Origin of the sequence: Streptomyces sp. 130 (assembly GCF_007096885.1) — a bacterium.
Taxonomy (GTDB): Bacteria; Actinomycetota; Actinomycetes; order Streptomycetales; family Streptomycetaceae; genus Streptomyces.
In genome coordinates this window covers 79,438-105,138 of record NZ_VJNO01000009.1, presented here as the reverse complement: position 1 = coordinate 105,138, position 25,701 = coordinate 79,438, and the positions used below count along the sequence as shown (strand labels likewise).

Sequence of the window (25,701 nt, the reverse complement as noted above, 5' to 3'; positions counted from 1 at the left end):
TCCTTGTCGTGACCCTGCGGGGCAGGGGAGGCGTCAGGAGGTCGGTGTGGCGGTGCACGGGGTGGTGCCACAGACATTGATGACCCGGCCGGTGGTCAGGAAGGTGGCCTTCTGCTGACGTGCGGCGGGCGAGTTGCGGGGATCTTCGTGCGGGTCGTGCCCGTACGCGGGAGCGGCGGGCGGTGTGTTGGTGACCGGGGGAGCGGGCGTACCGCTGTCCCAGACGGTCATCGCCGAGCCCCGGTAAGGCAGTTGGCGCGGGGAGACGGTCCGGATGCCCCAGTACGGCACGGCGTCGGGGCTGCGGCCGGCGGCGAGCGCGGGGGTGAGCAGCCGGGCGCCGATGGTGCGCGCCTCGACGTCGGCCGCCGCGTTCGCGACCTGGTGGTCGCCGTACGCGATGTGCATCAGGACCTGGTGGTGGTCGGTGAGGTGGTTGGCGTACGCGTTGGTCTCGCCCCGGTCCCAGACCAGCTGGAAGAGCTGGAGGACCAGTTGCTGGTGCAGCTTGTCCGGGTAGGCGGTGTCCAGGACCTGCTGGAAGGGCGCGAAGTCGGCGCTGCGGTTGAGGAGCAGCCCGTAGTTCATGCCGGTCACGCCGAGCACCCCGCGCCGGATGTCGGGCGAGGCGGCGAGGAGCGCGCCGCCGAGGATGCCGCCCTGGCTGTTCCCGTCGTACGCGAGGCCGTGCCGGATGCCGAGGAGCGGGCGCCCGTCGGCGGTGCGGAAGGCCGGGTCGGTGGTGAGGCCCTTCGCGTGGATCAGGGCGCGGCCGAGGAACAGGGCGTTGAGCATGCCCTGCTCGCTGCGCTCGGGGACGGCGGGGAAGAGGCCCGGGTCGCCGAGCGCGGCCATGACGACGGGGATGTCCTCCCGGGCCATGCCGGTCCAGTCCGTCGCGCAGAACGTGAAGTCGTGCTCGGCGGCCATGTCCTTGACGTTGCCCGCGCCGACCTCGTCGCGGGAGCCGAGCAGCCCGTGCCCGTACAGCGAGGGGTGCGACGGCTCGCGGAAGGCGGCGCGCGGGATCTCGCAGCGGAACGCGGCGGTCAGAGTGCTGCCCGGGAGCCCGCGCGGCGTGCCGTGCCGGTCGCGGCGCAGCACGGAGCCGGGCGGCCCGCCGGGCGCGTCCAGATAGTTGGGGACGGTGATCTCACCGGTGACCTCCCGGGCGATCCGGGCGTCCTGCTCCCGGGTGCGGTCGGTGACCCCGGTGACCTCGAAGGCGGGCGCGCGGTCGCCGAGCCGGCGGAACGCGTCGTCGCGGATGGTGAACAGGTCGCCGGTGAGGCCGCGCGTCGAGGCGACCGTGAAGTCCCAGGCCAGGTAGAGCCCCTGGGGCGGGACGCCCGCCCGGCGCAGCGCGGACAGCGCCGGCCGCAGTTGGTCCTGGCGGGCGCGCAGCGGGTGGTGCGCGGGCAGCCGTTTCCCGGCCACGGCGGCGAAGGGGGCGGCGGCCGGAATCGTATGGCCGGCCCCGTCCTTGAGACGGCGCAGCGCCACGGCGTAGTGGTGGCCGTCCAGGAGGTTGCGGGCCGGGTGGATCAGCAGCGCCCGGCGCGCGGGGTCGGTGGCGTTGCTGTCGGGCTCCGCCCAGTACGGCCACCGCTCACCGGTCGTGGTGTCCAGCAGGACGACCGGCGCGTCCCGGTCCAGGGACCGGCCGATGTCGGTGAGCGGGGCCGCGCCGGTCCTGGCCGGGTCGAGCCCCGGCACCTGGGCGATCAGGGTGGAGCCGGGGGAGAAGCCGTCGGACCGGTTCCAGGCGGTGGGGTCGACGGCCCGCCCGGTCGCGGGCCGGGGCAGCGCCGAGGCGTCGAAGGCCACCCGGCGGCCCGTGTCGGTGCGCGGGTCCGGCCGGGTGTACCAGTCGTTGGGGAACGGCAGCAGGCACTCGGCGGGTGCCAGCGGGTCGCAGCCCCGCGCCGGGGAAGGGCCCGCCGGGGCCGCGTGGGCGGGCGGGGCGAGGAGCGCGGCGGCGCCGAGCGCCGCGGCGAGCAGCCCGTGGAGCATCCGCTGCCGCACGGCTCAGCTCCCCTGGAGGTGGGCGCCGATGATGCGCGCGTAGGCGGCCTCGCCCCGCTGGTTCGGGTGCAGCGGGGCGGCCGACGCGGTCGGCACGTATCCCTCGACCCACTTGTCGGACGGTGCCTGGCAGGCGTCGTGGCCCACGCTCGGCGTGGCTACGTCGATGTACTCGGCGCCGTGTGCGGCGCTCTGCTCGGCGATCACCGCGTTCATCCGGTTCACGCTGCCCTGGAGGAAGTCGGCGTCGACCGGCAGCACGGGCTGCAGCGGCCAGCAGCCGCCCGGCTTGATGTAGAGCCCGTATCCCGTCACCAGGACCCTGGCGTGCGGCGAGCGCTGGTGGATTCCGTCCAGTACGGCTCCGAGGCGCGGCGCGAAGGCGTCGATCCGCTGCGCCACCTGGTCGACCCCGCCCTCGGTCAGCTTGTCCCTGCACGGGGTCGCGGTCGGGTCGAGCTGCATGCAGTCCTGCGCGATCCCGACGAGACCGGCGTCGTTGCCGCCGATGGTGAGGGTCACCAGGTCGGTGTCGGCGCGCAGCGCGTCGAACTGGGGCGCCGCCGAACCCATCGGCACGTCGAGCAGCGACAGGGACTGCTTTTCGGTCATGTGCTTGGACTGGGCCCCGCTGCACGTGACGTCGCGCAGTGAGGCGCCGATGCTCGCGGCCAGTTCGTGCGCGTAGTTGTGCGTGGAGCGACCGCAGGCCAGCGGTCCCGTGATGCCCGGGATGAGGGGCCCCGAGGCCATCGAGTCGCCGAGGGCCACGTACTGCACGGGGTCGTCCGCGGTCGCCGCCCAGGCGCCGGTCGCGGTGGTGCCCACGGCCAGCGAGGCCAGGGCGACGGCGGTGGCGGCTCCTGTGACAGTACGACGGAAAGCCTTGTTCCAGGACGATTTCACGACGACCTCCGGTGCGCTGTGAGTGGGGGCATGGCGGGTGTCGCCGGTCATCATGCAGACTCGAACGCCGTCCTTTAACTGGTGGGTAACGCAGACTTCGCCGGGGGCTTTTGTGACGCGTGACAAAGAACGGGCCGTGGACCAGGGGCCGTTGGCCATCGCCGGACGCCCGGTGGCGGTACGGCTGAGGGCCCGGGTCCCCGCACTGACCGCCCGGGTGGTCGCCCGTCTCCTCAGCGACCTCCCGGTCTACGCGGAGCTGCCGCACGAGGAGATCGCGGGCGACATCGCGGACATCGTCCAGCACAATCTGCGGCTCTTCGCGGACGTCCTCGAACACCGCCGGGCCGCCACCGACGGCGAACTCGCCCAGCAGCGCGACTCGGCGGCCCAGCGCGCCGAGGAGGGCGTGCCGCTGGACGCCATCCTCACCGCCTACCAGGTGGGTGTCGCGATGTGCTGGGAGGAGACCGCGCAGGACGCCGGGCCCGGGGACCTGCCCGCCGTGCTGGAGATCATGGACCGCATCCTCGACCTCCAGCAGCAGCTGACCTCCGCGGTGAGCGGCGCCTATCTGGAGGCCCGGCAGATCCTGGACAGCCAGGAGCACGGCGGCCGGCACGCGCTGATGGCCGCGCTGCTGACCGGTGAGGACCTGGACGGCTTCACCCGCCGCACCGGGCTGCGCCCGGCCGCCCGCTATCTGACGATGACGCTCGCGCTGGCCCCGCACCCGGACGAGGCGGGGGCGGGCCCGCCGCGGGGGCCCGGGGCCGGTCCGGTGTCCGGCCCCGGGGCGGGCGCGGGCGTGGCCGCCCGGCGGAAGATACGGCGCATCCGGACGGCCCTCGACCGGTTCGCCGGGACGCCCGCGCTGACCGCCCTGGACGCGTCCGGCGGCACCGTGCTGCTGCCGGTCGCGAAGCCGCCGCCGTGGGAGGGGCCCGGCGGACTGTGCGACCTGATCGCCGAGGCGACCCGGGCGGCGGGCGTCCCGGTCACGGCCGCGGCCGAGACCGCGTCACCGGACGGGGTGCCGGCCGCGGTGGCGCGTAACGCCGAGATCGTGGACCTGGTGGCCCGCACCGGCCGGGCGCCCGGCCTCTACCGGCTGGCCGACGTGCTCCTGGAGTACCAGCTGAGCCGGCCCAGCGAGGCGCTGCGGGGGCTCGCCGGGCTGCTGAGCCCGCTGGACGCCAAGCCGGAGCTGCTGCACACGCTGGAGACGTACCTCGGACACGGCCTGGACCGCCGGGCCGCGGCGGCGGCGCTGCACGTCCACCCCAACACCGTCGACTACCGCATCCGCCGCATCGACCGCCTCACCGGCCTCTCCCCGGCCCGCCCCGCCGACCTCCAGCACCTCAGCGCCGCCCTGGTGGCGCGCCGCTCGGTCTGAGGGGGCGGGAACCACCGCCCCCGTACGGTCGTTCGGCAGACATGAGCGGACAACGGGTACGCGAGGGGTACGCGGGGACCGGGCCGGGCGCGATCACCCCGGACGGCTGCGCGGTCGAGTTGTACGCCCGGCTGGCCGTGGGTGACGAACCGGACGTGATCGAGGCGGCCGTCCCCGCCGGCGCGCACATCCTGGAACTGGGCTGCGGGGCGGGCCGGGTGACGCACCCGCTGGTGCGGCGCGGCTTCCGGATGACCGTCGTGGACGAGTCGCCGCAGATGCTGGAGCGGGTGCGCGGCGCGCGGACGGTGTGCGCCCCGATCGAGTCGCTGGACCTCGGCGGCGAGACGTTCGACGTCGTCGTGCTCGCGTCGTTCCTCGTCCACGCGGGCGACGAAGAGGTGCGCGACGGACTGCTGCGGACCTGCCGCCGCCATGTGCGCGAGGGAGGCGTGGTGCTCCTGCAGCGCGAGGGGGCGGACTACCACGCCGCGCTCCCGCGCGAGCGCGTCCACCCCGCCGGCTACGCGGTGCGCGTCGTCTCCTCGGAGCCGGCCGGCGACGGGGTGCGCTCGGTGCGCGTGGAGTACGAGTTCGCCGACGCCCGGTGGACGCAGACCTTCCGGTCCCGGCCGCTGACGAAGGAGGCGTTCGAGGGGCACCTGGAGGCGGCGGGCCTGGCGGTGGACCGCTATCTCACGGACGACGGCGTCTGGGTGCGGGCCGTGCCTGTGTAGTGGCCGCCCGGGCGGTCAGTGGATGGTGCTGAAGCTGCGCCAGGGGCCGGCGTTCGGCGCGTTGACGTCCGAGAAGGTGGTGGCGACGTACGTCGTTCCCTTGCCGGTGCAGTCGGGCGTCCGGTACAGCACGATGTCGACCAGGGTCTCGTTGGCCACCGCCTTCGCGCCGGCCGGGGCGAGCCGGTGGCAGCCCTTGACCGAGGGGCTGTTCACCTCGACGACGGCGTCCCGCTCGGTGGTGTAGATGACCGGGCCGACAGCGGTCCGGCCGAGGCCCGAACAGCCTGCGACGGTGAGGGTCAGGAACACGGCCTGGGCGGCGATGCCGAGCAGGCGGCGTCGGCGGTCGATCACGGGCATGGGCGGATCCTCGTCTGTCTCGTCACCACGCACACCGCGGTGCACGTGCCGGTGCCGCTCACCCTGCCCGCTCCCCGGGCCCCCGGCATCCGGGAAGCGGCCGGGTGGGGGAGCACGGCCGCTTCCGGCGTACGCAAGGGGTTCGACCCGGAGCGAAACCAGGCATAACGTGGTATTAGCGCACGAAGAGGTGCGGCGCCGAGAGCCGGGCTCCTCCGGCTGGCAGGGGGCCGTCATGGTCGAGGCACTCGTGATCGCGGTGGTCGCGGCAGCGGCGGTGGGCGCCCTGTATCTGGCGGCGGCCGCCAGGGTCGTCAGGCAGTACGAACGGGGCGTGGTCCTCAGACTCGGCCGGCTCCGCGACGAGGTCCGCCCGCCGGGGTTCACGATGGTGCTCCCGGGCTTCGACCGGCTGCGCAAGGTCAACATGCAGATCGTGACCATGCCCGTGCCGGCCCAGGACGGGATCACCCGGGACAACGTCACGGTCCGGGTGGACGCCGTCATCTACTTCAAGGTGGTCGACCCGGCGAGCGCGGTCGTCGAGGTCGAGGACTACCGCTTCGCGGTCTCGCAGATGGCGCAGACGTCACTGCGTTCCATCATCGGCAAAAGCGATCTGGACGACCTCCTGTCCAACCGGGAAAAGCTGAACCAGGGCCTGGAGCTGATGATCGACAGCCCGGCGGTCGGCTGGGGCGTGCAGATCGACCGGGTCGAGATCAAGGACGTCTCGCTGCCGGAGACCATGAAACGCTCGATGGCCCGCCAGGCCGAGGCCGACCGCGAGCGGCGCGCCCGGGTCATCAACGCGGACGCCGAGCTGCAGGCGTCCAAGAAGCTCGCCGAGGCGGCGTCGGAGATGTCCGCCCAGCCGGCGGCGCTCCAGCTGCGACTGCTGCAGACCGTGGTGGCCGTGGCGGCCGAGAAGAACTCCACGCTGGTGCTGCCGTTCCCGGTGGAGCTGCTGCGGTTCCTGGAACGCGCCCAGCAGCAGGGGGCGCCCGCTCCCGAGGCCGCGCAGGCGCCGGACCCCGGTACGCCGGACCCGCGCCCGGCCGCCCCCTCCGAGCCGTACGCCCACCACTGACCGGTCCGCGCGCGTCGCTCTCCGGCCGCCGCCCGATCCGTACGAGCTGCGGGAACGGCGGCGTCCGGGCCTCGCCGAAGCCTGCCACCGACCGGTTCGCGCGCGTCGTTCTCCGGCTGCCGCCCGATCCGTACGAGCTGCGGGAACGGCGGCGTCCGGGCCTCGCCGAAGCCTGCCACTGACCGGTTCGCGCGCGTCGTTCTCCGGCTGCCGCCGGACGCGTACGAGCTGCGGGAACGGCGGCGTCCGGGCCTCGCCGGGGCCTGCCACCGACCGGTTCGCGCGCATCGTTCTCCGGCTGCCGCCGGACGCGTACGAGCTGCGGGAACGGCGGCGTCCGGGCCTCGCCGGGGCCCGTTGTCAGACCCCCCGCCTAGACTCGCGGAGCAGTGGGACCGGTACGGAGCATCCGTGCTGACCAGCGACGAAGCATGCGAGGGGAGGAACCGGTGAGCACCGCACCGCCGCCGCGGGACGCGGACGACAGCCGTCTGCCGCGCTGCGCCGCCGTCTTCCTGCCCGGTACGCCCCCGCGCCGAGGACGCGTCGCCTTCTGGGACCCGCTCGACGCCCCGCTCCCCCGGACCGACGGCGCCCGGAGCGAGGAGATCACGGTCGTCCGGCCGTCCGGCACCGGGGGTGAGGTCCGCCTGCAGGCCGTGCCCGCGCTCCTGCTCACCGTCGCCGACGCCCTGCCCCTGCTCGCCCGCGCCCGCCACCTGCCCTCCGCCCACCCGGCGACCCGCGCCTGGGGCGCCGCCGCCCTCCACGCGCTGCACCTGGTGGCCGGCGGCCGGGTGCTTCCCGGGCTGACCGCCGACGACCACGACGCCTGGCGGGCCGGCCCGCGCGCCGCCGGGGACGTCGCCCACCTGCGCGCGGTGGCCGCCGCCCTGCCCTGGGAGGGGCACGCCGTCCCGCTGCCCGGCCACACCCCGCCCCGGCTGCCCGACCCCGAGGCGCTGATCGGCGCCTTCCTCGACGCCGTCGCCGACACCCTGCCCCGGACGCCCGCCGCCGCGTTCGCCATGGGCGCCCCCTTCGCGGCGGCCGAGCCCCAGCACCTGCCCGGCGCCAGGGAATGGGCCGTCGAGGTCGCCTCGGGCCTGGACGCCGGGGTCCGGGTCTCGCTCCGCCTGGACCTCTCCGCGTACGAGCTCTTCGACACGACCGGCACGACCGGCACGACCGACACGGCCGGCACGGCCGGTCCCGGCGCGGCGGCCGACGGGACCGCCCGGCGCGCCGCCGCCGCGGTCACCCAGGTGCACAGCCTCGCCGACCCCACCTACGTGGTCGACGCCGCCGCCCTGTGGGCCGGTGAGGCGGGCGAGCCCTTCGGGCCCCGGACCCGGGTCGACACCGCGCTCGCCCTGCGCCGCGCCGCCCGCGTCTGGGCCCCGCTCGAACGGCTCCTGGACCAGCCCGTCCCCGATGTGCTGGCCCTCGGCGAGGACGAGCTGTACGAACTCCTGGGCGACGCCGGGAGCCGGCTCGCCGCCGCCGGAGTGAGCGTCCACTGGCCCAGGGAGCTGGCCCGCACCCTCACCGCCTCGGCCGTGGTCAGGCCCGCGCCCGGGACGGCCACGGACGGCACCGCGTTCTTCGACGCGGAACAGCTCTTCGCGTTCGACTGGCAGCTCTCGCTCGGCGACCAGCAACTCACCGAGGCGGAGATGGACGTGCTCGCCGAGGCCCACCGCCCCGTGGTGCGGCTGCGCGACCAGTGGGTCGTCGTGGACCCGGCGCTCGTCCGCAAGGCCCGCAAGCGGGAGCTGGGCCTGCTCGACCCGGTGGACGCCCTGGCCGTCGCCCTGAGCGGCAGCGCCGAGGTGGACGGCGAGCAGGTCGACGCGGTGCCCGCCGGCGCGCTCGCGGAGCTGCGCGACCGCCTCCTCGCCGACGACACCGCGCTCGCCCCGCCGCCCGGACTGCACGCCACGCTCCGGGACTACCAGCTGCGCGGCCTGGCCTGGCTGGACCGGATGACCTCCCTCGGCCTCGGCGGCTGCCTCGCCGACGACATGGGCCTCGGCAAGACGATCACCCTGATCGCGCTCCACCTCCACCGCGCCCACCCCGCGCCCACGCTCGTCATCTGCCCCGCCTCCCTGCTGGGCAACTGGCACCGCGAGATCAACCGCTTCGCCCCCGGCGTCCCCGTGCGCCGGTTCCACGGCACCGGCCGCACCCTCGCCGGGGCCGGCCGGGGCTTCGTCCTCACCACCTACGGCACGATGCGCTCCAGCGCCACCGAGCTGGCCGCCCACCGCTGGGGCCTGGTCGTCGCCGACGAGGCGCAGCACGTCAAGAACCCCCACTCCTCCACCGCGAAGGCCCTGCGCACCATCCCCTCCCCGGCGCGCGTCGCCCTCACCGGCACCCCCGTCGAGAACAACCTCTCCGAGCTGTGGGCGCTGCTCGACTGGACCACGCCGGGACTGCTCGGCCCGCTCAAGGCTTTCCGGGCCCGCCACGCCCGGATCGTGGAGAACACCGGCACGGCGGCGGGCCTCGGCAACGACGAGGCGGTCGAGCGGCTGTCCCGGCTGGTCCGCCCGTTCCTGCTGCGCCGCAAGAAGTCCGACCCCGGGATCGCGCCCGAGCTGCCGCCCAAGACGGAGACCGACCACCCCGTCTTCCTCACCCGCGAGCAGGCCACGCTGTACGAGGCCACGGTCCGCGAGACCATGGCGTACATCGAGGCGTCCGAGGGCATCGCACGGCGCGGACTGATCATGAAGCTGCTGGCCTCGCTCAAGCAGATCTGCAACCACCCCGCGCAGTATCTGAAGGAGGACGCCGCCCGGCTCACCGGACGCTCCGGGAAGCTCGCCCTCCTGGACGAACTGCTCGACACGATCCTCGCCGAGGACGGCTCCGTGCTGGTCTTCACCCAGTACGTGACGATGGCCCGGCTGCTGTCCGCCCATCTGACCGCCCGCGCGATCCCCTCCCAGCTCCTGCACGGGGGCACCCCGGTGGCCGAGCGGGAGCGGATGGTGGACCGCTTCCAGTCCGGCGAGGTCCCGGTCTTCCTGCTCTCCCTCAAGGCGGCGGGCACCGGCCTCAACCTCACCCGGGCCGCCCATGTCATCCACTACGACCGCTGGTGGAACCCGGCGGTCGAGGAGCAGGCCACGGACCGGGCCTACCGCATCGGCCAGACCCAGCCGGTCCAGGTGCACCGGCTGATCGCCGAGGGCACGGTGGAGGACCGGATCGGCGAGATGCTGCTCGCCAAGCGGGCGCTGGCCGACGCCGTCCTCGGCAGCGGCGAGAGCGCGCTCACCGAGCTGAGCGACCGCGACCTGGCCGACCTCGTCTCCCTCCGGAGGCCGTCATGAGCCCCGCCCCCCGCCGCCCCGGCGCCGCCCGCCCCACCACCGGACCGCTCGCCGCCCGCCGGGACGCCCGCCCCGGTGCCCGCTCCCGCCCCGGCCCCGACGACCTGCGGCGCACCTTCGAGGCCGTCCCGGCGCGCACGTCCGGGGAGGGCGAGCCGTTCGCGGAGAGCTGGTGGGGCCGGGCCTGGGTGGCGGCCCTGGAGTCCCTGTCGATGGACGGCCCGCGGCTCGCCCGGGGCCGGGACTACGCGGACGGCGGCCACGTCGCCGCGATCACCGTGACACCGGGGCACGTCGTCGCCTACGTCCACGGCAGCCGCCCCCGCCCCTACCGGGCGGAGCTGCGGCTGCGCGCCTTCACCGACCCCGACTGGGACACCCTGCTCGACGCGGTCGCCGCCCGCCCCGGCCACCTCGCCGCGCTCCTCGCCAAGGAGATGCCGCACTCCCTGGCCGACACGGCGACCGAGGCCGGGATGACCCTGCTCCCTGCCCCGGGCGACCTCGACCCCGCCTGCACCTGCCCCGACCGCGGCAGGCCCTGCAAGCACGTCGCGGCCCTCAGCTACCAGATGGCCCTGCTGCTGGACACCGACCCGTTCGTCCTGCTCCTGCTGCGCGGCCGGGGCGAGCGCGAACTCCTGGAGGAGCTGGCCCGGCGCAACGCCGCGCACTCCGCCCGGGAGCGGCCCCCCGCCCCGGACACCCCGTCCGTCCCCGCCGCGCAGGCGGTGGCCGGCCGCTTCCTGCCCCCGCTGCCCGCGCCCTTCCCCGTGGCCCCGCACCCGGGCCGCCCGCCCGCCTACCCCGTCCTGCCCGGCGCCCGCGACCCGCTCGCCCTGGACCAGCTCGCCACCGACGCGGCGGCCCGCGCGCACGCCCTGCTGACCACCGGCCACGACCCGCTCGCCGGGCTCACCACCTGGCAGGACGCCGTCCGTCTGGCCGCCGCCGGACCCACCGCCGGGCTCACCGCGACCACCCGCGCCCTCTACCGCGAGCTGGCCTCCGCCACCGGCCGCAACACCACGGACCTGGCCCGCGCCGTGGCCGCCTGGCGGCAGGGCGGGGCCGAGGGCCTCGCGGTCCTGGAGACCCCGTGGGACCCCCCGGCCGGTCCGTTCGACCGCGCCCGCCCGGCCCTCGCCGCGGCCGGGTTCCCCCGCTTCCAGCCCTGGCACAACCACCTCACGCACCCCGGCGGCGCCCTCCAGCTCCGCTTCGGCCGCGACGGCCGCTGGTACGGCTACGAGTCGGACCCGGGCCAGGACGAGTGGTGGCCGCGCGCCGCCCCGGACCACGACCCGGTCGGCGCACTCCTGGAGCTGACCGGCGGCTGAGGCGGCCTCAGGTCCGCCCGGCGGGCAGTACCGCGTCGACCACGGCGGCGGCGAACCCGGGTGGGACGGCCTCGTTCCGGAGCGCCGCCCGCACCCACACGGCCCCGGCGATCAGGTCGAGCAGCAGCTTCGGGTCGGCCCCCGGCAGCAGCTCCCCGCGTGCGGCGGCCCGGGCGAACACCGGCTGCTCGCGCGCGAACCGGTCCGCGAAGAAGTCCCGGGCCAGCGCGGCGAGCTCGTCGCCGGCCAGCCCCGACCCCGAGGCCAGGGCCCGCACGACCGCCCGGGTCCGCACGCCGGTGACCAGTGCGGACACGTGTTCGGTGAGGGCGATCAGGTCCCCGCGCAGCGAACCGGTGTCGGGGATGTCGATGTCCAGTACCCGGGCCCGCAGCAGCGCCGCCCGCAGCAGCGCCGCCTTCGACGGCCACCAGCGGTAGATCGTCGTCTTGTTGACCCCGGCCTCCTGGGCGACGGCCTCGACGGTGAGCCCCGCGTACCCGCGCTCGGCGAGGAGCCGCAGTGTGGCGTCGAAGATCGCCTCGGCGGCGCGGGGGCCCTTTCCGGGGCGGGGCGGCTGGGGAGGGGCGGACATGGCGGCTCCAGACAGAAATGCAACGCAACGTTGCGTTGCATTATAGGCTGTGGCCGACCACCGGCACACGGCACGCGGAGGGGCACTCATGAAGCACGACAGGTCGTCCGGGGTTTCCCGGGCGGTGACCTGGGGGCTGCTGGCCGCCTGGGCGGCCAATGACCTGGAGGAGACCGCCACCATGGCGGGCTGGCTCCGGACCGCGCGGCCGGGGCTCAGAAAGCGGCTGCCCCGGGTGCCCGACCGGGTGTGGGACCGGGCGGACCTCTCGCAGCGCGAGGTGAACACGGCCATCGGCCTGATGGGCGTGCTCGTCGCGGTGGCCGCCGCCGACGGGGCACGCACGGGCGGGCGCAGCCCCTTCTTCCGTACCGTCCTGGCCGGGTTCGGGCTCCACGGGGTGGTGCACCTCGCGCAGTCGGCGGCGTACGGCGGCTACACCCCGGGCGTGGCCACCTCGCCGACCGTCGTCATCCCGTACTCGCTCTGGGCGCTGCGCCGGCTGCGGGCGGCGGGCATCCCGGCCGGCGGCGCCCGCGAGGCGGCGGCCGGACTGGCGCTCCTCCCGGCCGCCGTGGCGGGCGCGCACGCGGCGGCCCGGGTGCTGGCCCGGCCCCGTGGCGCCGGCGCATGAGACGGCCGGCCCGGCGCGGGGACGGGGCCGGGCTCAGAAGTCGGCCGTCAGCCGCTCCTCCAGCCGGGCCACCGCGTCCTGGGCGTACTCCTTCTCGTAGGCGTCGCGGATGCGCTCGATCTGGCGCCCCCGCAGCCGCGCCTCGGAGGCGGGGTAGAGCAGCGTCAGCTCGTAACTGCGCTCGCGCTCGATGACCCCGCGGGAGTCCCGCCACTGACCCCGGCCGTCCTGAACGGTCAGCCCGTTCGGGAAGCGCGGGGTGACCTCCTCGTCGATGAACGCGAGGAACTGCCGGTCGGTCACCTCCGGCCCGCCGTCGGGCCGTTCGGTGCCGAAGAGCAGCCGGGTCTCGATGTAGTCCTGCCCCCGGACGGCCCCCACGGCCGGGCGGGGCTCCGGCGAGGCACCCGAGCCGAGCGTGGCGTACGCGACGGGCGTGCCCACCGCCAGGACGGCGAGCCCCGCCGCGGCGGAGACCAGCGCGGTCCGCCGTGGCCGGCGCCGGCCGCCGGGGGAGCCGGCCGGGTCGCTCGCGACGGCCGTGCGGGACAGGAGAGGCATGGCGGAGCCCTTCGTTCCGGAGTACGGGGAAGGCGCGGAAGCGCGGGCCTCACTGTCGCAAGCGGGCCCCGGCGGAGGGCGGCGGAAGCCGGGAGTCACCGGGAAACCACTCGATCGGGCGGGCGTGCACCGGCGCACGGGAGGGCGGCGGCCCCGCCGAAAACCTTTGGCCCAGGCGTGGTTGGCGCTGCTAGTTTCCACGGCGTGGCGAAACTCAATCAGATCATCGCAGTGGAGAAGGGTGTCAAGTCCAAGGCACACCAGGACCTGACGGCGGCGCACCACGGCCTCCAGAAGGCCGGACTCCTCGCCGGGATCTCCCGGACCTACCAGCCGAAGGACGAGGAGGGCGAGCAGCTGCCGCCCGAGTCGACGCCGGTCCAGGTCAAGGCCGAGGACGTGCTGCGGGAAACCGCCAGGACGCTCACCCGCCTGTTCGACGTGACCGCCACGAAGGACTGGGCGAACTGCGCGGCCCGCGCCGACGTGACGGTCGACGGCCGGGTCCTGGTGAGTGACGTACCGGTGTCCTACCTGCTCTTCCTGGAGAAGCAGCTCACCGACCTCAACACCTTCGTCCGCAAGCTGCCGGTGCTCGACACCGCCGAGGCGTGGACCCAGGACCCGTCCACCGACGCCTGGAAGACCGAGCCGGTGCGCACCCTGCGTACCAAGAAGGTGCCCCGCAACCATGTGAAGGCGGAGGCCACCGACAAGCACCCGGCGCAGGTCGAGGTGTACTACGAGGACGTGCCGATCGGTTACTGGACGACCGTGAAGTTCTCCGGGGCGCTGCCCGCGCGCCGGGTCAACGAACTGCTCGACCGGGTCGAGAAGCTGCAGCAGGCCGTCAAGTTCGCCCGCGAGGAGGCCAACGGCGTGGAGGTCACGGACCAGAGGGTGGGTGACGCCGTCTTCGGTTACCTCTTCGGGTGACCGACCATGGATTCCCCGGCGGCGGTCGAAGCCGTCGGGGTGCGCGAGGAGCGCAAAGCTGAAACTGAAGTTTGTCGTGACGAAGCGGCTCCGGTGGAGACCGTGATCAATCTCAGACTCTCGCTCCAGGCTCAGCATGCGCCGCCCATCGCCGGATCAAACGGGCCCGTGCCCGTGGGCGTCGAGATGCCGGTTCGACTCCGGCCCGTGGAGCTTCGGTCCGCGGTCGTCTAAAGGCAGGACGCGACGACATGAAACTGATGCGGGCCCTTAAACGTGCCGGCGTGTCACGCGGGCGGCAATCACAGGGCTCGGGGGCCGGCTACGCCCCCGGGCCCGCTCCTCATTCCGGCGGCCCCCCGGCCCTCACTGCCGGTACCCCGCCAGGAACCGCCCGATCCGGCTGATCGCGGCGTCCAGGTCGTCCGCGTGCGGCAGGGTGAGGATGCGGAAGTGGTCGGGGCGCGGGTAGTTGAAGCCGGTGCCCTGGACCACCTGGATCTTCTCGCGCAGCAGCAGGTCCAGGACGAACTTCTCGTCGTCCGCGATCGGGTGCACCTTCGGGTCGATGCGCGGGAAGGCGTACAGCGCGCCCTTCGGCTTCACGCAGGACACGCCCGGGATCTCGTTCAGCTTCCGCCAGGCGCGGTCGCGCTGCTCGTACAGCCTGCCGCCGGGCACCACCAGGTCCTTGATCGACTGCCGGCCGCCGAGCGCGGCCTGGATGGCGTACTGGGCGGGCGCGTTGGGGCACAGCCGCATCGAGGCGAGCATCGTCAGCCCCTCCAGATAGCTGCGGGCGTGCTGCTTCGGGCCCGACACCACCATCCAGCCGGAGCGGAACCCGGCCACCCGGTACGTCTTCGAGAGCCCGCTGAAGGTGAGGCAGACGAGGTCCGGGGCGAGCACCGCCACGCTGTGGTGCTCCGCGTCGTCGTAGAGGATCTGGTCGTAGATCTCGTCGGCGAACACCATCAGGCCGTGCCGGCGCGCCAGGTCGAGGATGTCCAGAAGGACCTCGCGCGGATAGACGGCACCGGTCGGGTTGTTGGGGTTGATGATCACCACGGCCCGGGTGCGGTCGGTGATCTTCGAGGCCATGTCGGCGACGTCCGGATTCCAGTCCGACGCCTCGTCGCAGGTGTAGTGCACGGCCTTCCCGCCGGCCAGCGTCGTGACCGCGGTCCACAGCGGGTAGTCCGGGGACGGGATCAGCACCTCGTCGCCGTCCTCCAGGAGCCCCTGGACGGCCATCGAGATGAGCTCGGAGACGCCGTTGCCGAGGAAGACGTCGTCCACGCCGACCTCGGTCAGGCCCATCGCCTGGTAGCGCTGGACCACCGCGCGCCGGGCGGACAGGACGCCGCGCGAGTCGGTGTAGCCGTGCGCCTGCGGGAGCATCCGGATCATGTCCTGGACGATCTCCTCCGGCGCCTCGAAGCCGAAGAGGGCCGGGTTGCCCGTGTTGAGCCGGAGCACGCTGTGGCCCGCCTCCTCCAGGGCGTTGGCGTGCTCGATGACGGGGCCCCGGATCTCGTAACAGACCTCGTTGAGCTTGCTGGACTGGCGGAATTCCATGCGGTGCCTCCCCGACCCGATTGCGATACTTGGTTTTACCAAGCCCGGGCTTGGAAAGTCCAACAACATGTCTAGACTGCGTCGCATGCCACGTCAGCCACAGCCAGCGACCCGCCCGGCCCGCCGCCGGAGTTACGACCAGTTCTGCGCCGGTGCCCGGGCGCTGGACGCCGTCGGCGACCGGTGGACGCTGCTGATCGTCCGTGAACTGCTGGCCGGTCCCCGCCGGTACACCGATCTCCACGCCGACCTGCCGGGCGTCAGCACGGACGTGCTGGCCTCCCGGCTCAAGGACATGGAGCAGGGCGGCCTCGTCACCCGCCGCAGGCTCCCGCCGCCGGCCGCCGCCACGGTGTACGCGCTCACCGCACGCGGGCACGGCCTGCTGCCGGTCCTCGCCGCGCTCGCCGAGTGGGGCGCCCCCGCGCTGGCCGAGCGGCGGCCCACGGACGCGGTCCGGGCGCACTGGTTCGCGCTCCCCCTGCTGAGCGCCCTGAAGGGGGCGGCCACGGGCGTGCTCGATGTACGGCTGGACGAGGGCGAGTTCCACATCCGTACGGGCGAGGTGGCCGCCGGCGAGCCGGTGTACGGGGACGGGCCCGCCGCCGACGCCGACGCGCGCATCGTCCTCGACGCGGAGCTGTGCCTGGCGCTGGGGCGCGGCGAACCGACGTTCGCCGAGGCGGTCGGGGACGGCCGGATCGAGGTGTCCGGGGACGGCGCGCTGGCCGAGGAGCTGCGCGGTCGCTGACGGCGGTTGGGCCGGATGCCGGTGGTGTGATTCCCGCGGCCCCGTTCCGGGTAACGTCGGGACATTTGCGACGGCCGTGACACCAGAAGGCGGGAGAGGCGCGTGGGGACCGACGGACAGCGGAGCCTGACGGGGCAGCAGGGACGGCGGGGACGGCAGGGGCGGCCGGGCCGGGCGCTCGTCACCGCGGCGGGCGTGGCCGCGCTCGCCTTCGTACCGACGGCGGCCGGTGCAACGCCCGGCAGCGGGGTGACCGCCACCGTGGTCGCCGAGGGCACCTCGCCCGGCCCGCTCAGGGTGGAAGCCCCCGAGGGCCGGGCGGACGTCACCTTCACCACCGCCACCATCGCGCCGGGCGGCTCCACCGGCTGGCACACCCACCGGGGCCAGCTGATCGTCGTCGTCAAGTCCGGCACGCTCACCCGCACCCTGGACGACTGCACGGTCGAGGAGACGCCGGCCGGCACGACCTTCGTCGAGCCGGCCGGGCGGAACCACCGCCACATCGGACGCAACCTCGGCAGCGAGCCCGTCGTGCTCTGGGTGACCTATCTGCTGCCCGAGGGCAGCCCGCTCTCCGACGACGCCGATCCGGTGGAGTGCCGGCCGGGGAGGTGACCCCTCGCGGCGGCGCTCGCCCGGCGGCCCGCCGTCAGCGGGCGAGCGTCTCCCCGTACGCGCCGAGCCCGGCGACCACCAGCCCGTCGCGGAGGGTCAGCACCTCGTACACCCGGCCGCCGATCTGGTTGCGGTAGTCGATCACGAGCGTGTCGACGCCCGCCCGGACGTCCATCACCTCGAACTCCAGGTCCGGGATGAGTTCGAGCCCGCGCTTCCAGTACGCCCGCAGGGCGTCCTTTCCGCGCACGGTCCCGGACGGGTCGCCGGTGAACCGCGCGATCATCGGGGAACTGAAGGTCACGTCCTCGTGATAGTGCGTCAGGATGCGCTCCAGGTCGCGGGAGTTCCAGTCGTCCTGCCAGCGCGCCGCGAACTCACGGGCGAATGCGAGATCCATGGCCACGACGTTAACCGCCGAGGCGGTTTCCGGCGGCGGGATTCCGGCATCCGGCCACCGGGCGGGACGCGCGATGATGGACGGGTGCGATTCGAAGCGATCACCTGGGAACGGCTGACGGACGCGCTCGCCGCGCACGCCGACGCGCTGGAACCGGCCGACGGCGGACCCTGGCTGAAGATCGCCGTCGACGGCGCCCCGGCCGCCCGCCCCGGCGACCTGGCCGAGTCGGCCGCCGAGGCGCTGCGGCTGCGGGGCCGCGCCGTGCTCCCCGTGTCCACCGCCGGATTCCTGCGGCCGGCGAGCCTGCGCTACGAGTACGGGAAACGGGACCCGGACTCGTACTTCGGCAGCTGGTTCGACACCGGCGCCCTGTGGCGCGAGGTGTTCGGCCCCCTGGAACCGGGCGGCAGCGGGCGGGTGCTGCCCGACCTGTGGGACCCGGCGACGGACCGGGCCACCCGCAGCCCGTACCACCGGCTGCCGGAGGGCGGGGTGCTGCTCCTGCACGGCCCGCTGCTGCTCGGGCACTGGTTCCCGTTCGACCTCGCCGTCCACCTGCGCCTCTCGGCGGGTGCGCTGCGCAGGCGCACGCCGCAGGACGAACTGTGGACCCTGCCCGCCTTCGAGCGGTACGAGGACGAGGTGGCGCCCGCCGACGGCGCGGACGCGGTGGTGCGCGCGGACGACCCGGCGCACCCGGCGTGGACGGGACTGCGGTGAGACGTGCGGGTTCGAGTCCCGCTACTCACCCGGCAACGGCGGACGCCCGCCCACCGTCGCGACGGCCTCCGCCCCCGCCCGGCACCCGGCCGCCGCCGCGGCCCCGTCGTCCGCGCCCGCCAGCCGGGCCGCGAGGAAGCCGCCGGTGAACGCGTCGCCCGCGCCGGTCGAGTCCACGGCCCGCCCGACCGGCTCCGCCGGGACCCGGCCGGTCACCGCGCCCCCGGTGGCGAGCAGCGCCCCGCCCTCGCCGAGCGTCACCACGACCCGGCGGGCGGGCATGCTCAGCTTGGCCGCCGCGTCCGCGGGGTCCGGCAGCCCGGTGAGCAGCCGGGCCTCGTCCGCGTTGGGCAGCAGCAGGTCCGCCCGCTCGGTCAGGGCGAGGAACCGGTCGACACCGAGCTGCGCCAGGAAGCCGGCCGACGCGGGGTCCACGCTCACCGGAACGTTCCGCCGCACGGCCTCCCGCAGGGCGAGCAGGGCCGTCGCCCGGCTCGTCGCGGCGAACAGCAGATAGCCCGACAGGTGGAGATGGGCGACCCCGTCGAGCAGCGCGGGCGACCAGTCATCGGGGGAGAGCCGCAGCACCGCGCCGCTGTCGGTGAGGAAGGTGCGCTCGGCGGCGGCGTCCACCAGGGCGACGACGGTCGCGGTCGGCGCCTCCGGGTCCACCGCGAGCAGCCCGCGCACCCCCGCCCGCCGCAGCAGCCCGCGGTGCCAGTCCGCCGAGTCGGCGCCCACCCGGGCCAGCAGCCGCACGTCCCGGCAGCCCGCGCGCGCCGCCCAGCAGGCGACGTTGGCCCCCGCGCCGCCCGCCCGGGTCCGGATCACGGCCGCCGTGTCCGTGCCGTGGGCCAGCGCCGATCCGTGCCGGGCCACCACATCGGTGACCACGTCCCCGACGACGAGGAGGCCGCCGCTCACCGCGCCGCCCAGGCGGTGGCGATCCGGGCGGCGAGTGCCACATTGCCCCGGACCGCCGCGAGGTTCGCCTCCAGCGAGGCGCCCCCGGTGCGCCGCACCAGATGGTCCAGCAGGAACGGCGTGACCGCCTGCCCCGTGACCCCCCGCTCCCGGCACGCCTCCAGCGCCTCGGCCAGCACCCGGTCGTGCAGACCGGGGTCCAGCTGCGCCTCCTCCGGTACGGGGTTGGCCACGATCAGCGCGGCCTCGGGGCCGCCCAGCGCGTCCTGGGCGCGCATCACCTCGGCGACCTCCTCGGGCGAGGTCACCGTCCAGTCGACCGGCTCGCCGGAACTGCTGAGGTAGAACCCGGGGAACGTCCCCGTGCCGTAGCCGAGCACCCCGACACCGAGCGTCTCCAGCCGTTGCAGCGTGGCCGGGACGTCCAGGATCGACTTCACGCCCGCGCAGACCACGGTGATCCCCGTCCGCGCCAGCAGCCGCAGGTCCGCCGACTCGTCCTGCGTCTGCGTCCAGCCCCGGTGCACCCCGCCGAGACCGCCGGTCGCGAAGACCCGCAGCCCGGCCCGGGCCGCCAGGAAGGCGGTGGCCGACACGGTCGTCGCCCCGCTCGCCCCGGCCGCCAGCGCCGGGGCGAGGTCGCGGTGCCCCAGCTTGCGCATCCCCGGGTCCTCGGCCACCCGCTCCAGCTCCGCCTTGTCCAGACCGATCCTGGCCCGCCCGTCCAGCACCGCCACGGTCGCGGGCACGGCCCCCGCGGACCGGACGAGCCCCTCCAGCTCCCCGGCGACCCGCAGATTGCGGGGGCGAGGGAGGCCGTGGGCGATGATCGTCGACTCCAGGGCGACGACCGGCCGGTGCGCGGCGAGGGCGGCCCGCACCTCGGCGGAGAGGACCGGCGCGTACGGGGTGGCGTGGAGGGGCGCGTTGAGTGACATGTCCACATCCCTGTCGCGGGTGGGCGGGACTCAAACGTGAGCGGCCCCGGCCGGTGGCGCGAAACTTCCCGTCAGCGGCGGCGCGCCGGGGCCTAAGGTCGGCCCATGCCTTCCGCGACCGGCCGGCCCGCCTCCTCCGTACGTGACTTCTACGACGGCCTGGCCTCCGACTACGACCTCATGTACGCCGACTGGCAGGCGAGCATCGAGCGCCAGGCCGCCGCGCTGTCCGGCCTGATCGGCACGGCGCTCGGCGCGGGCGCCGCGTACGACGTGCTGGACTGCGCCTGCGGCATCGGCACCCAGGCCCTCGGCCTCGCCGCGCTCGGGCACCGGGTCACCGGAAGCGACCTGAGCCCCGCCGCGGCGGCCCGCGCCGCGAAGGAGGCGGCCGCGCGCGGCCTGCACCTGCGCACGACGGCCGCCGACATGACCCGGCTGCCGTTCGCCGACCGCTCCTTCGACGTCGTCGTGTGCGCCGACAACTCGCTGCCGCACCTGCTCACCCCGAAAGCGGTGGAGGCGGCGCTCGGCGAGATGCACAGGGTGCTGCGCCCCGGCGGCGTACTGCTGGTCTCCACCCGGCCGTACGACCGGCTGCGCGGCGAGCGGCCCGCGTCCACGCCGCCGCAGGTCAGGGAGGAGCCGGGCGGCCGGATCGTCACCTTCCAGCTGTGGCACTGGCGACCGGACGGCGAGCGCTACGACCTGGAGCACTTCCAGCTGCACCCCGCGGCAGGGGGCGGCGACGGCTGGGACGTGCGCACGCGCCGCACGACGTACTGGGCGCTCACGCGGGACCAGCTCACCGGATTCGCCCGAGGGGCCGGCCTGACGGAGCCCGTCTGGCACGACCCGGCGGACACGGGCTTCTTCCAGCCGGTGCTGGTCGCGCACCGGCCGGACGCGGACCCGGACCCCGCCTGACGGCACCGCTCAGAACAGCGGCTCCGGCAGCACCCCTTCCAGCGCCAGCAGCCGCCGCTTCGTCTCCAGGCCGCCGCCGAAGCCGCCGATCCCGCCGTCGCTCTCCACCACCCGGTGGCACGGCACCACGACAGGCAGGGGATTGGAGCCCATCGCCGCGCCGACCGCCTGGGCCGCGCCCGGCTGCCCCACCCGCCCGGCCAGCTCTCCGTAACCGGCGACCGTCCCGTACGGCACGCCCCGGGCCAGCTCCCGCAGCACCTGGCGGTTGAAGCCGGCGGTCAGCGACCAGTCCAGGTCGAGCGAGAACTCCCGCAGCGTCCCCGCGAAGTACGCCGCGAGCTGGCGTATCGGCTCGGCCAGCCGGGCGGAGCCGGGGGCCTCCACCGGCTCCGCGCCGAGCCGGCCGCGCAGCCGGTCCAGCACCTCGTCCCGTATCTCCGGGCGGGCGTGGAAGACCACGCAGACCAGTCCGGTCTCCGTCGCGGCCAGGAGCAGCGGACCGATGCCGCTCTCGACCACGACCCACTCGACGACCCCGTTGCTGTCCATGCCGCCACCGTACGGCCGCCCACTGACAACGGGACCCGGAACCGCCTCAGCCCCGCGTGGCCGCGCGCACCACGTCGGGGGTGTTCGTGATGATCCCGTCCACCCCCATGTCCTGGACCCGGCGCGCCGCCGCCGCGTCGTTCACCGTCCAGGGGTTGACCTGGAGCGTCTTGCCGTGCGGGCCCTTCAGGGCGTGCGCCGCCTTCACATAGCCGCCCGTCAGGCCGGCGTACGAGGGGTTGATCTGGTCGGCGAACGCGGCGTACGCGGGCAGCTCGGAGACGGCCGGGGCGCCGAGGAAGCCGGTGACCACGTCCGGGCGCAGGGAGTGCACCGTCCGCACGCTGTCGGCACCGAAGCTCTGGATCACCAGGCGGCCCTGGACGTGGCTCCGGTCCAGCCAGCCCTCCTCGTCCAGCACCCGCAGGGTCGCCCGCTCGATCCCCGGGTAGCTCTCCGGGCTCTTGATCTCCAGCAGGAGGTTCTGGCCGTTGTGGCCGAGCCGCTTCAGATACTGGCGCAGGGTCGGCACCCGGCTCCCGGCGTAAGCGGGCCCGAACCAGCCGCCCGCGTCCAGCCGGGAGATCTCGGCGGCCGTGAAGTCCTTGACCGCCCAGGGCGCGCGGTCCGGGAACACCTCCTCGGCGTTCGTCGTCCGTCTGAGGTCCGTGTCGTGGATCACGACCACCACCCCGTCCCTGGTGAGCTGGACGTCGTTCTCCACCCAGGTGAAGCCCAGGGCGTCGGCCTTGTCCACGGCCGTGAGCGTGTTCTCGGGGGCGTACGCGGAGGCGCCCCGGTGCGCGTAGACGCGCGGGTGGTCCGCCGCCGCGTCGGCGGCCGTGCGGACCGGGGCGATCTGCCGGACCGGGTGCCGGGCCGGCGGGGCGTCCGTGACCGGGGTGCCCGGATTCGACATCAGCAACGTGCCGGCGCCCATGACGGCGGCGGCGGCGACGGAGGCGGTAGCGGTGCCAGGGGACACGTGGACTCCTTGCGTCAGGGTTGCGGCCGGCACGAGCGTCCCAGCCGCCCCCGAACGGGGGACAGGCGAAGGATGGCCACCGTGTGAACGCCCCTCGGGGACCGCGTCACGCGCTGTCGGCCAGGTCGATAAGATGCGGCACTTCAGTTGTGACCGCCGGGCCTTGCGCCCGGACGACGGGCCCTGGGATCGTCCTGACCCGGGCTTGCTGCTGCGAAGGGCGTACAAGGATGCAGGGCACGATCGACGGCTTCAGCTACGGGGCGGTGACCCCTGTGGCGGCGTTCCTCATGGCGTGCCTCGGCGCGGCGCTGGGCCTGCGCTGCACCACACGGTCACTGCGTACCGAGCGTTCCTTCAGGGCCGGCTGGCTGGCTCTCGGGGCGACCTCCATAGGTTCGGGCATCTGGACCATGCACTTCATCGCGATGACGGGCTTCTCCGTCGAAGAGGTGCCGATCGGCTACGACAAACCGATCACCTTCGCCAGCCTCGCCGTCGCGGTCGTCATGGTCGGCATCGGGATCTTCCTGGTCGGGTACCGGGGCGCCACCCGCATGGCCCTGGTGACGGGAGGCACGATCACCGGACTCGGTGTGGCCTCCATGCATTACCTCGGCATGGCCGGGATGAGGCTTGATGGGCGGTTCGAGTACGACACGGTCACCGTGGCCCTCTCCGTGGTCGTCGCCGTCGTCGCCTCGACCGCCGCGCTCTGGGCCGCCGTCTCCATCCACGGCTTCCTGCCCAGCCTCGGCGCGAGCGTCGTGATGGGCGTCGCCGTGAGCGGCATGCACTACACCGGCATGGCCGCGCTCCGGGTCCATCTGCACCCGTCCGCCGCGACCGCGGCCCACGCCCCCGGCGACAGCCCTGGATCGCTGCTCGTGCCCATGCTGCTCGGCCCCGTCTGCTTCCTGCTGCTGGCCGCCGTCGTGGTCATGTTCGATCCGCTGGTGGTCATGGGCACGCCCGACTGGGACGACCCGCGCGCCGCGCGGGTGCCCGGCGTCCCGCCACGGAGCCAGGTCCCGCGCTTCGGCACGTACGCCGACCCGGCCTCCTTCCACTCCCGCCCGCGCGACGCCGTGGAGTCCGCGGACTGGTGAACCGGCCCCGTTGTCAGTGGCGGGTCGTACGGTGGTTGCATGCGGCCAGTCTCGAAGATCGAACGTACGGTGGCGCCTTTCGAGGTCGTCAGCCCCTATCAGCCCAGCGGCGACCAGCCCACGGCCATCGCCGAGCTGGAGAAGCGCGTCCGCGCGGGTGAGAAGGACGTCGTGCTCCTCGGCGCGACCGGCACCGGCAAATCCGCGACCACCGCGTGGATGATCGAGAAGCTCCAGCGCCCCACCCTGGTCATGGCGCCGAACAAGACGCTCGCCGCCCAGCTGGCCAACGAGTTCCGCGAGCTCCTCCCGAACAACGCCGTCGAGTACTTCGTCTCGTACTACGACTACTACCAGCCCGAGGCGTACGTCCCGCAGTCGGACACCTACATCGAGAAGGACTCCTCGATCAACGAAGAGGTCGAGCGGCTGCGCCACTCCGCGACCAACTCGCTGCTCACCCGGCGCGACGTCGTCGTGGTCGCCTCCGTCTCCTGCATCTACGGCCTCGGTACGCCGCAGGAGTACGTCGACCGCATGGTCCAGCTCAAGGTGGGCCAGGAGATCGACCGCGACGCGCTGCTGCGCCGCTTCGTGGAGATCCAGTACACGCGCAACGACCTGGCCTTCACCCGGGGCACCTTCCGGGTGCGCGGCGACACCATCGAGATCTTCCCGGTCTACGAGGAGCTCGCCGTCCGCATCGAGATGTTCGGCGACGAGATCGAGGCCCTGTCCACGCTGCATCCGCTGACCGGCGAGGTCATCAGCGAGGACCAGTCCCTCCACGTCTTTCCCGCCAGCCACTACGTGGCGGGGCCCGAGCGCATGGAGAAGGCCGTCAGCGGCATCGAGCGGGAGCTGGAGGAGCGCCTGGCCGAGCTGGAGAAGCAGGGCAAGATGCTGGAGGCCCAGCGGCTGCGCATGCGTACGACCTACGACATCGAGATGCTCCGCCAGATCGGCACCTGCTCCGGCGTCGAGAACTACTCGATGCACTTCGACGGCCGTTCCCCCGGCACCGCCCCCAACACCCTCCTCGACTACTTCCCGGAGGACTTCCTCCTGGTGCTGGACGAGTCGCACGTCACGGTCCCGCAGATCGGCGCCATGTACGAGGGCGACGCCTCCCGCAAGCGGACCCTGGTCGACCACGGCTTCCGGCTGCCGTCCGCCCTGGACAACCGCCCGCTGAAGTGGGAGGAGTTCCTCCAGCGGATCAACCAGACGGTCTACCTCTCCGCCACCCCGGGCAACTACGAGATGTCCCGCGGCGACGGATTCGTGGAGCAGATCATCCGCCCGACCGGCCTGGTCGACCCCGAGGTCGTCGTCAAGCCCACCGAGGGCCAGATCGACGACCTGGTGCACGAGATCCGGGCGCGCGCCGAGCGCGACGAACGGGTCCTGGTCACCACGCTCACCAAGAAGATGGCCGAGGACCTGACCGACTACTTCCTGGAGCTCGGCATCCAGGTCCGCTACCTCCACAGCGACGTCGACACGCTGCGCCGCATCGAGCTGCTGCGCGAGCTGCGCTCCGGCGAGTACGACGTCCTGGTCGGGATCAACCTCCTGCGCGAGGGCCTGGACCTGCCCGAGGTGTCGCTCGTGGCCATCCTCGACGCCGACAAGCAGGGCTTCCTGCGCTCGGGCACCTCGCTGATCCAGACCATCGGCCGCGCGGCGCGCAACGTCTCGGGCCAGGTCCACATGTACGCGGACAAGGTCACCCCGGCCATGGCGCAGGCCATCGACGAGACCAACCGCCGCCGCGAGAAGCAGATCGCCTACAACACCGAGCGCGGCATCGACCCGCAGCCGCTGCGCAAGAAGATCAACGACATCGTCGCCACCATCGCCCGCGAGGAGATCGACACCGAGCAGCTGCTCGGCACCGGCTACCGCCAGGGCAAGGAGGGCAAGGCGCCCGTGCCCGCCCTCGGCAAGCACGCCGTGCCGGGCGACGGCAAGGCGGCGACGGCCGGGAAGTCCGCGAAGGCCGGCAAGGCGGGCAAGGCGGGCCGGGAGGCGCCGGCGGTCACCGACCGGCCGGCGACCGAACTGGCCGGGATCATCGAGGAGATGACGGACCGGATGCGCGCCGCCGCGGCCGATCTCCAGTTCGAGGTCGCCGCCCGGCTGCGCGACGAGGTGGGCGAGCTGAAGAAGGAGCTGCGCCAGATGCGCGAGGCCGGTCTGGCCTGACCGGCCGGGCGGTCCGGGCCGCATGTTGCAGGACCGACACAAAACGGCCCAGGCC

General features: G+C 74.2%; 24 protein-coding genes. 13 read left to right on the top strand and 11 right to left on the bottom strand.

The features are described 5' to 3' along the window. Positions 1–33 precede the first annotated feature (33 nt). Together FKN01_RS10840 and FKN01_RS10835 are read right to left on the bottom strand one after the other, a co-directional pair. On the bottom strand, positions 34–2,025 hold the full coding sequence (locus FKN01_RS10840) for a hypothetical protein (RefSeq protein WP_143618992.1): 1,992 nt from the start codon (positions 2,023–2,025) through the stop codon (positions 34–36). A 3-nt stretch (positions 2,026–2,028) separates the two neighbouring features. Then, a complete protein-coding gene (locus tag FKN01_RS10835) occupies positions 2,029–2,931 on the bottom strand; it encodes an SGNH/GDSL hydrolase family protein (RefSeq protein WP_143618990.1) in 903 nt (300 codons plus the stop codon). Positions 2,932–3,082: 151 nt separating this feature from the next. Here FKN01_RS10835 and FKN01_RS10830 point away from each other — a divergent pair, with 151 nt between their 5' ends. Continuing rightward, positions 3,083–4,330 (top strand): helix-turn-helix domain-containing protein, encoded by a 1,248-nt coding sequence (locus tag FKN01_RS10830; protein ID WP_143619170.1) that lies wholly within the window; start codon positions 3,083–3,085, stop codon positions 4,328–4,330. Between the two features lie 41 nt (positions 4,331–4,371). Beyond that, a complete protein-coding gene (locus FKN01_RS10825) occupies positions 4,372–5,067 on the top strand; it encodes a bifunctional 2-polyprenyl-6-hydroxyphenol methylase/3-demethylubiquinol 3-O-methyltransferase UbiG (RefSeq protein ID WP_143618988.1) in 696 nt (231 codons plus the stop codon). 15 nt (positions 5,068–5,082) lie between these two features. On the opposite strand, the gene FKN01_RS10820 is transcribed toward FKN01_RS10825, so the two are convergent. Then, on the bottom strand, positions 5,083–5,430 hold the full coding sequence (locus tag FKN01_RS10820) for a hypothetical protein (RefSeq protein ID WP_143618986.1): 348 nt from the start codon (positions 5,428–5,430) through the stop codon (positions 5,083–5,085). A 235-nt stretch (positions 5,431–5,665) separates the two neighbouring features. On the opposite strand from FKN01_RS10820, the gene FKN01_RS10815 reads away from it, so the two are divergent. The 3 genes from FKN01_RS10815 (at position 5,666) to FKN01_RS10805 (ending at position 11,207) form a co-directional block, all read left to right on the top strand. Then, a complete protein-coding gene (locus FKN01_RS10815; RefSeq protein ID WP_143618984.1) occupies positions 5,666–6,520 on the top strand; it encodes a slipin family protein in 855 nt (284 codons plus the stop codon). 431 nt (positions 6,521–6,951) lie between these two features. After that, positions 6,952–9,867, top strand: coding sequence for a DEAD/DEAH box helicase (locus FKN01_RS10810; RefSeq protein ID WP_398931842.1), 2,916 nt, complete (start codon positions 6,952–6,954; stop codon positions 9,865–9,867). Next, positions 9,864–11,207: an SWIM zinc finger family protein gene (locus tag FKN01_RS10805; protein ID WP_143618980.1), complete on the top strand. Its 1,344-nt coding sequence runs from the start codon at positions 9,864–9,866 to the stop codon at positions 11,205–11,207. The genes FKN01_RS10810 and FKN01_RS10805 overlap by 4 nt, the downstream gene beginning before the upstream one ends. A 7-nt stretch (positions 11,208–11,214) precedes the next feature. On the opposite strand, the gene FKN01_RS10800 is transcribed toward FKN01_RS10805, so the two are convergent. After that, positions 11,215–11,802, bottom strand: coding sequence for a TetR/AcrR family transcriptional regulator (locus FKN01_RS10800; RefSeq protein ID WP_143618978.1), 588 nt, complete (start codon positions 11,800–11,802; stop codon positions 11,215–11,217). A gap of 88 nt (positions 11,803–11,890) precedes the next feature. Between FKN01_RS10800 and FKN01_RS10795 the strand changes: the two genes are divergently transcribed. Next, on the top strand, positions 11,891–12,436 hold the full coding sequence (locus FKN01_RS10795) for an HXXEE domain-containing protein (protein ID WP_260696846.1): 546 nt from the start codon (positions 11,891–11,893) through the stop codon (positions 12,434–12,436). 33 nt (positions 12,437–12,469) lie between these two features. On the opposite strand, the gene FKN01_RS10790 is transcribed toward FKN01_RS10795, so the two are convergent. After that, the gene (locus FKN01_RS10790) at positions 12,470–12,997 is read right to left on the bottom strand and encodes a DUF3574 domain-containing protein (protein ID WP_143618976.1); all 528 of its coding nucleotides are present in this window, start codon (positions 12,995–12,997) and stop codon (positions 12,470–12,472) included. A gap of 204 nt (positions 12,998–13,201) precedes the next feature. Here FKN01_RS10790 and FKN01_RS10785 point away from each other — a divergent pair, with 204 nt between their 5' ends. Then, positions 13,202–13,933, top strand: a complete 732-nt coding sequence (locus tag FKN01_RS10785; protein WP_143618974.1) for a hypothetical protein — start codon at positions 13,202–13,204, stop codon at positions 13,931–13,933. Between the two features lie 366 nt (positions 13,934–14,299). Here FKN01_RS10785 and FKN01_RS10775 read toward each other — a convergent pair whose 3' ends face one another. Then, positions 14,300–15,511: a pyridoxal phosphate-dependent aminotransferase gene (locus FKN01_RS10775; protein ID WP_143618972.1), complete on the bottom strand. Its 1,212-nt coding sequence runs from the start codon at positions 15,509–15,511 to the stop codon at positions 14,300–14,302. An 85-nt stretch (positions 15,512–15,596) separates the two neighbouring features. On the opposite strand from FKN01_RS10775, the gene FKN01_RS10770 reads away from it, so the two are divergent. Beyond that, positions 15,597–16,262 carry a winged helix-turn-helix transcriptional regulator gene (locus tag FKN01_RS10770; RefSeq protein ID WP_143618970.1) on the top strand — a complete coding sequence of 222 codons (666 nt, stop codon included), beginning with the start codon at positions 15,597–15,599 and terminating at the stop codon, positions 16,260–16,262. A 102-nt stretch (positions 16,263–16,364) separates the two neighbouring features. Continuing rightward, on the top strand, positions 16,365–16,880 hold the full coding sequence (locus FKN01_RS10765; RefSeq protein WP_185992806.1) for a cupin domain-containing protein: 516 nt from the start codon (positions 16,365–16,367) through the stop codon (positions 16,878–16,880). A gap of 34 nt (positions 16,881–16,914) precedes the next feature. Here FKN01_RS10765 and FKN01_RS10760 read toward each other — a convergent pair whose 3' ends face one another. Beyond that, positions 16,915–17,280, bottom strand: a complete 366-nt coding sequence (locus FKN01_RS10760; protein ID WP_143618967.1) for a nuclear transport factor 2 family protein — start codon at positions 17,278–17,280, stop codon at positions 16,915–16,917. A gap of 84 nt (positions 17,281–17,364) precedes the next feature. Between FKN01_RS10760 and FKN01_RS10755 the strand changes: the two genes are divergently transcribed. After that, on the top strand, positions 17,365–18,003 hold the full coding sequence (locus FKN01_RS10755; protein ID WP_143618965.1) for a uridine kinase: 639 nt from the start codon (positions 17,365–17,367) through the stop codon (positions 18,001–18,003). A 21-nt stretch (positions 18,004–18,024) separates the two neighbouring features. Here FKN01_RS10755 and FKN01_RS10750 read toward each other — a convergent pair whose 3' ends face one another. Both FKN01_RS10750 and FKN01_RS10745 read right to left on the bottom strand, forming a co-directional pair. Continuing rightward, entirely contained in the window at positions 18,025–18,927 is a 903-nt protein-coding gene (locus FKN01_RS10750) for a carbohydrate kinase family protein (RefSeq protein ID WP_143618963.1), read from the bottom strand. Further along, positions 18,924–19,865 (bottom strand): pseudouridine-5'-phosphate glycosidase, encoded by a 942-nt coding sequence (locus FKN01_RS10745; protein ID WP_143618961.1) that lies wholly within the window; start codon positions 19,863–19,865, stop codon positions 18,924–18,926. Before FKN01_RS10745 ends, FKN01_RS10750 begins: the two co-directional genes overlap by 4 nt. Positions 19,866–19,970: 105 nt before the next feature. Between FKN01_RS10745 and FKN01_RS10740 the strand changes: the two genes are divergently transcribed. Next, positions 19,971–20,792: a class I SAM-dependent methyltransferase gene (locus FKN01_RS10740; protein WP_143618959.1), complete on the top strand. Its 822-nt coding sequence runs from the start codon at positions 19,971–19,973 to the stop codon at positions 20,790–20,792. A gap of 9 nt (positions 20,793–20,801) precedes the next feature. On the opposite strand, the gene FKN01_RS10735 is transcribed toward FKN01_RS10740, so the two are convergent. Continuing rightward, complete coding sequence (locus FKN01_RS10735; protein ID WP_143618957.1) at positions 20,802–21,344, bottom strand: methylated-DNA--[protein]-cysteine S-methyltransferase; 543 nt, start codon at positions 21,342–21,344, stop codon at positions 20,802–20,804. A gap of 46 nt (positions 21,345–21,390) precedes the next feature. Further along, positions 21,391–22,284: a glycerophosphodiester phosphodiesterase gene (locus FKN01_RS10730; RefSeq protein ID WP_398931907.1), complete on the bottom strand. Its 894-nt coding sequence runs from the start codon at positions 22,282–22,284 to the stop codon at positions 21,391–21,393. Positions 22,285–22,559: 275 nt separating this feature from the next. On the opposite strand from FKN01_RS10730, the gene FKN01_RS10725 reads away from it, so the two are divergent. Both FKN01_RS10725 and uvrB read left to right on the top strand, forming a co-directional pair. Further along, a complete protein-coding gene (locus FKN01_RS10725; protein ID WP_143618953.1) occupies positions 22,560–23,438 on the top strand; it encodes an MHYT domain-containing protein in 879 nt (292 codons plus the stop codon). A gap of 39 nt (positions 23,439–23,477) precedes the next feature. After that, a complete protein-coding gene (gene uvrB / locus FKN01_RS10720) occupies positions 23,478–25,646 on the top strand; it encodes an excinuclease ABC subunit UvrB (protein WP_143618952.1) in 2,169 nt (722 codons plus the stop codon). Positions 25,647–25,701: the final 55 nt, after the last annotated feature.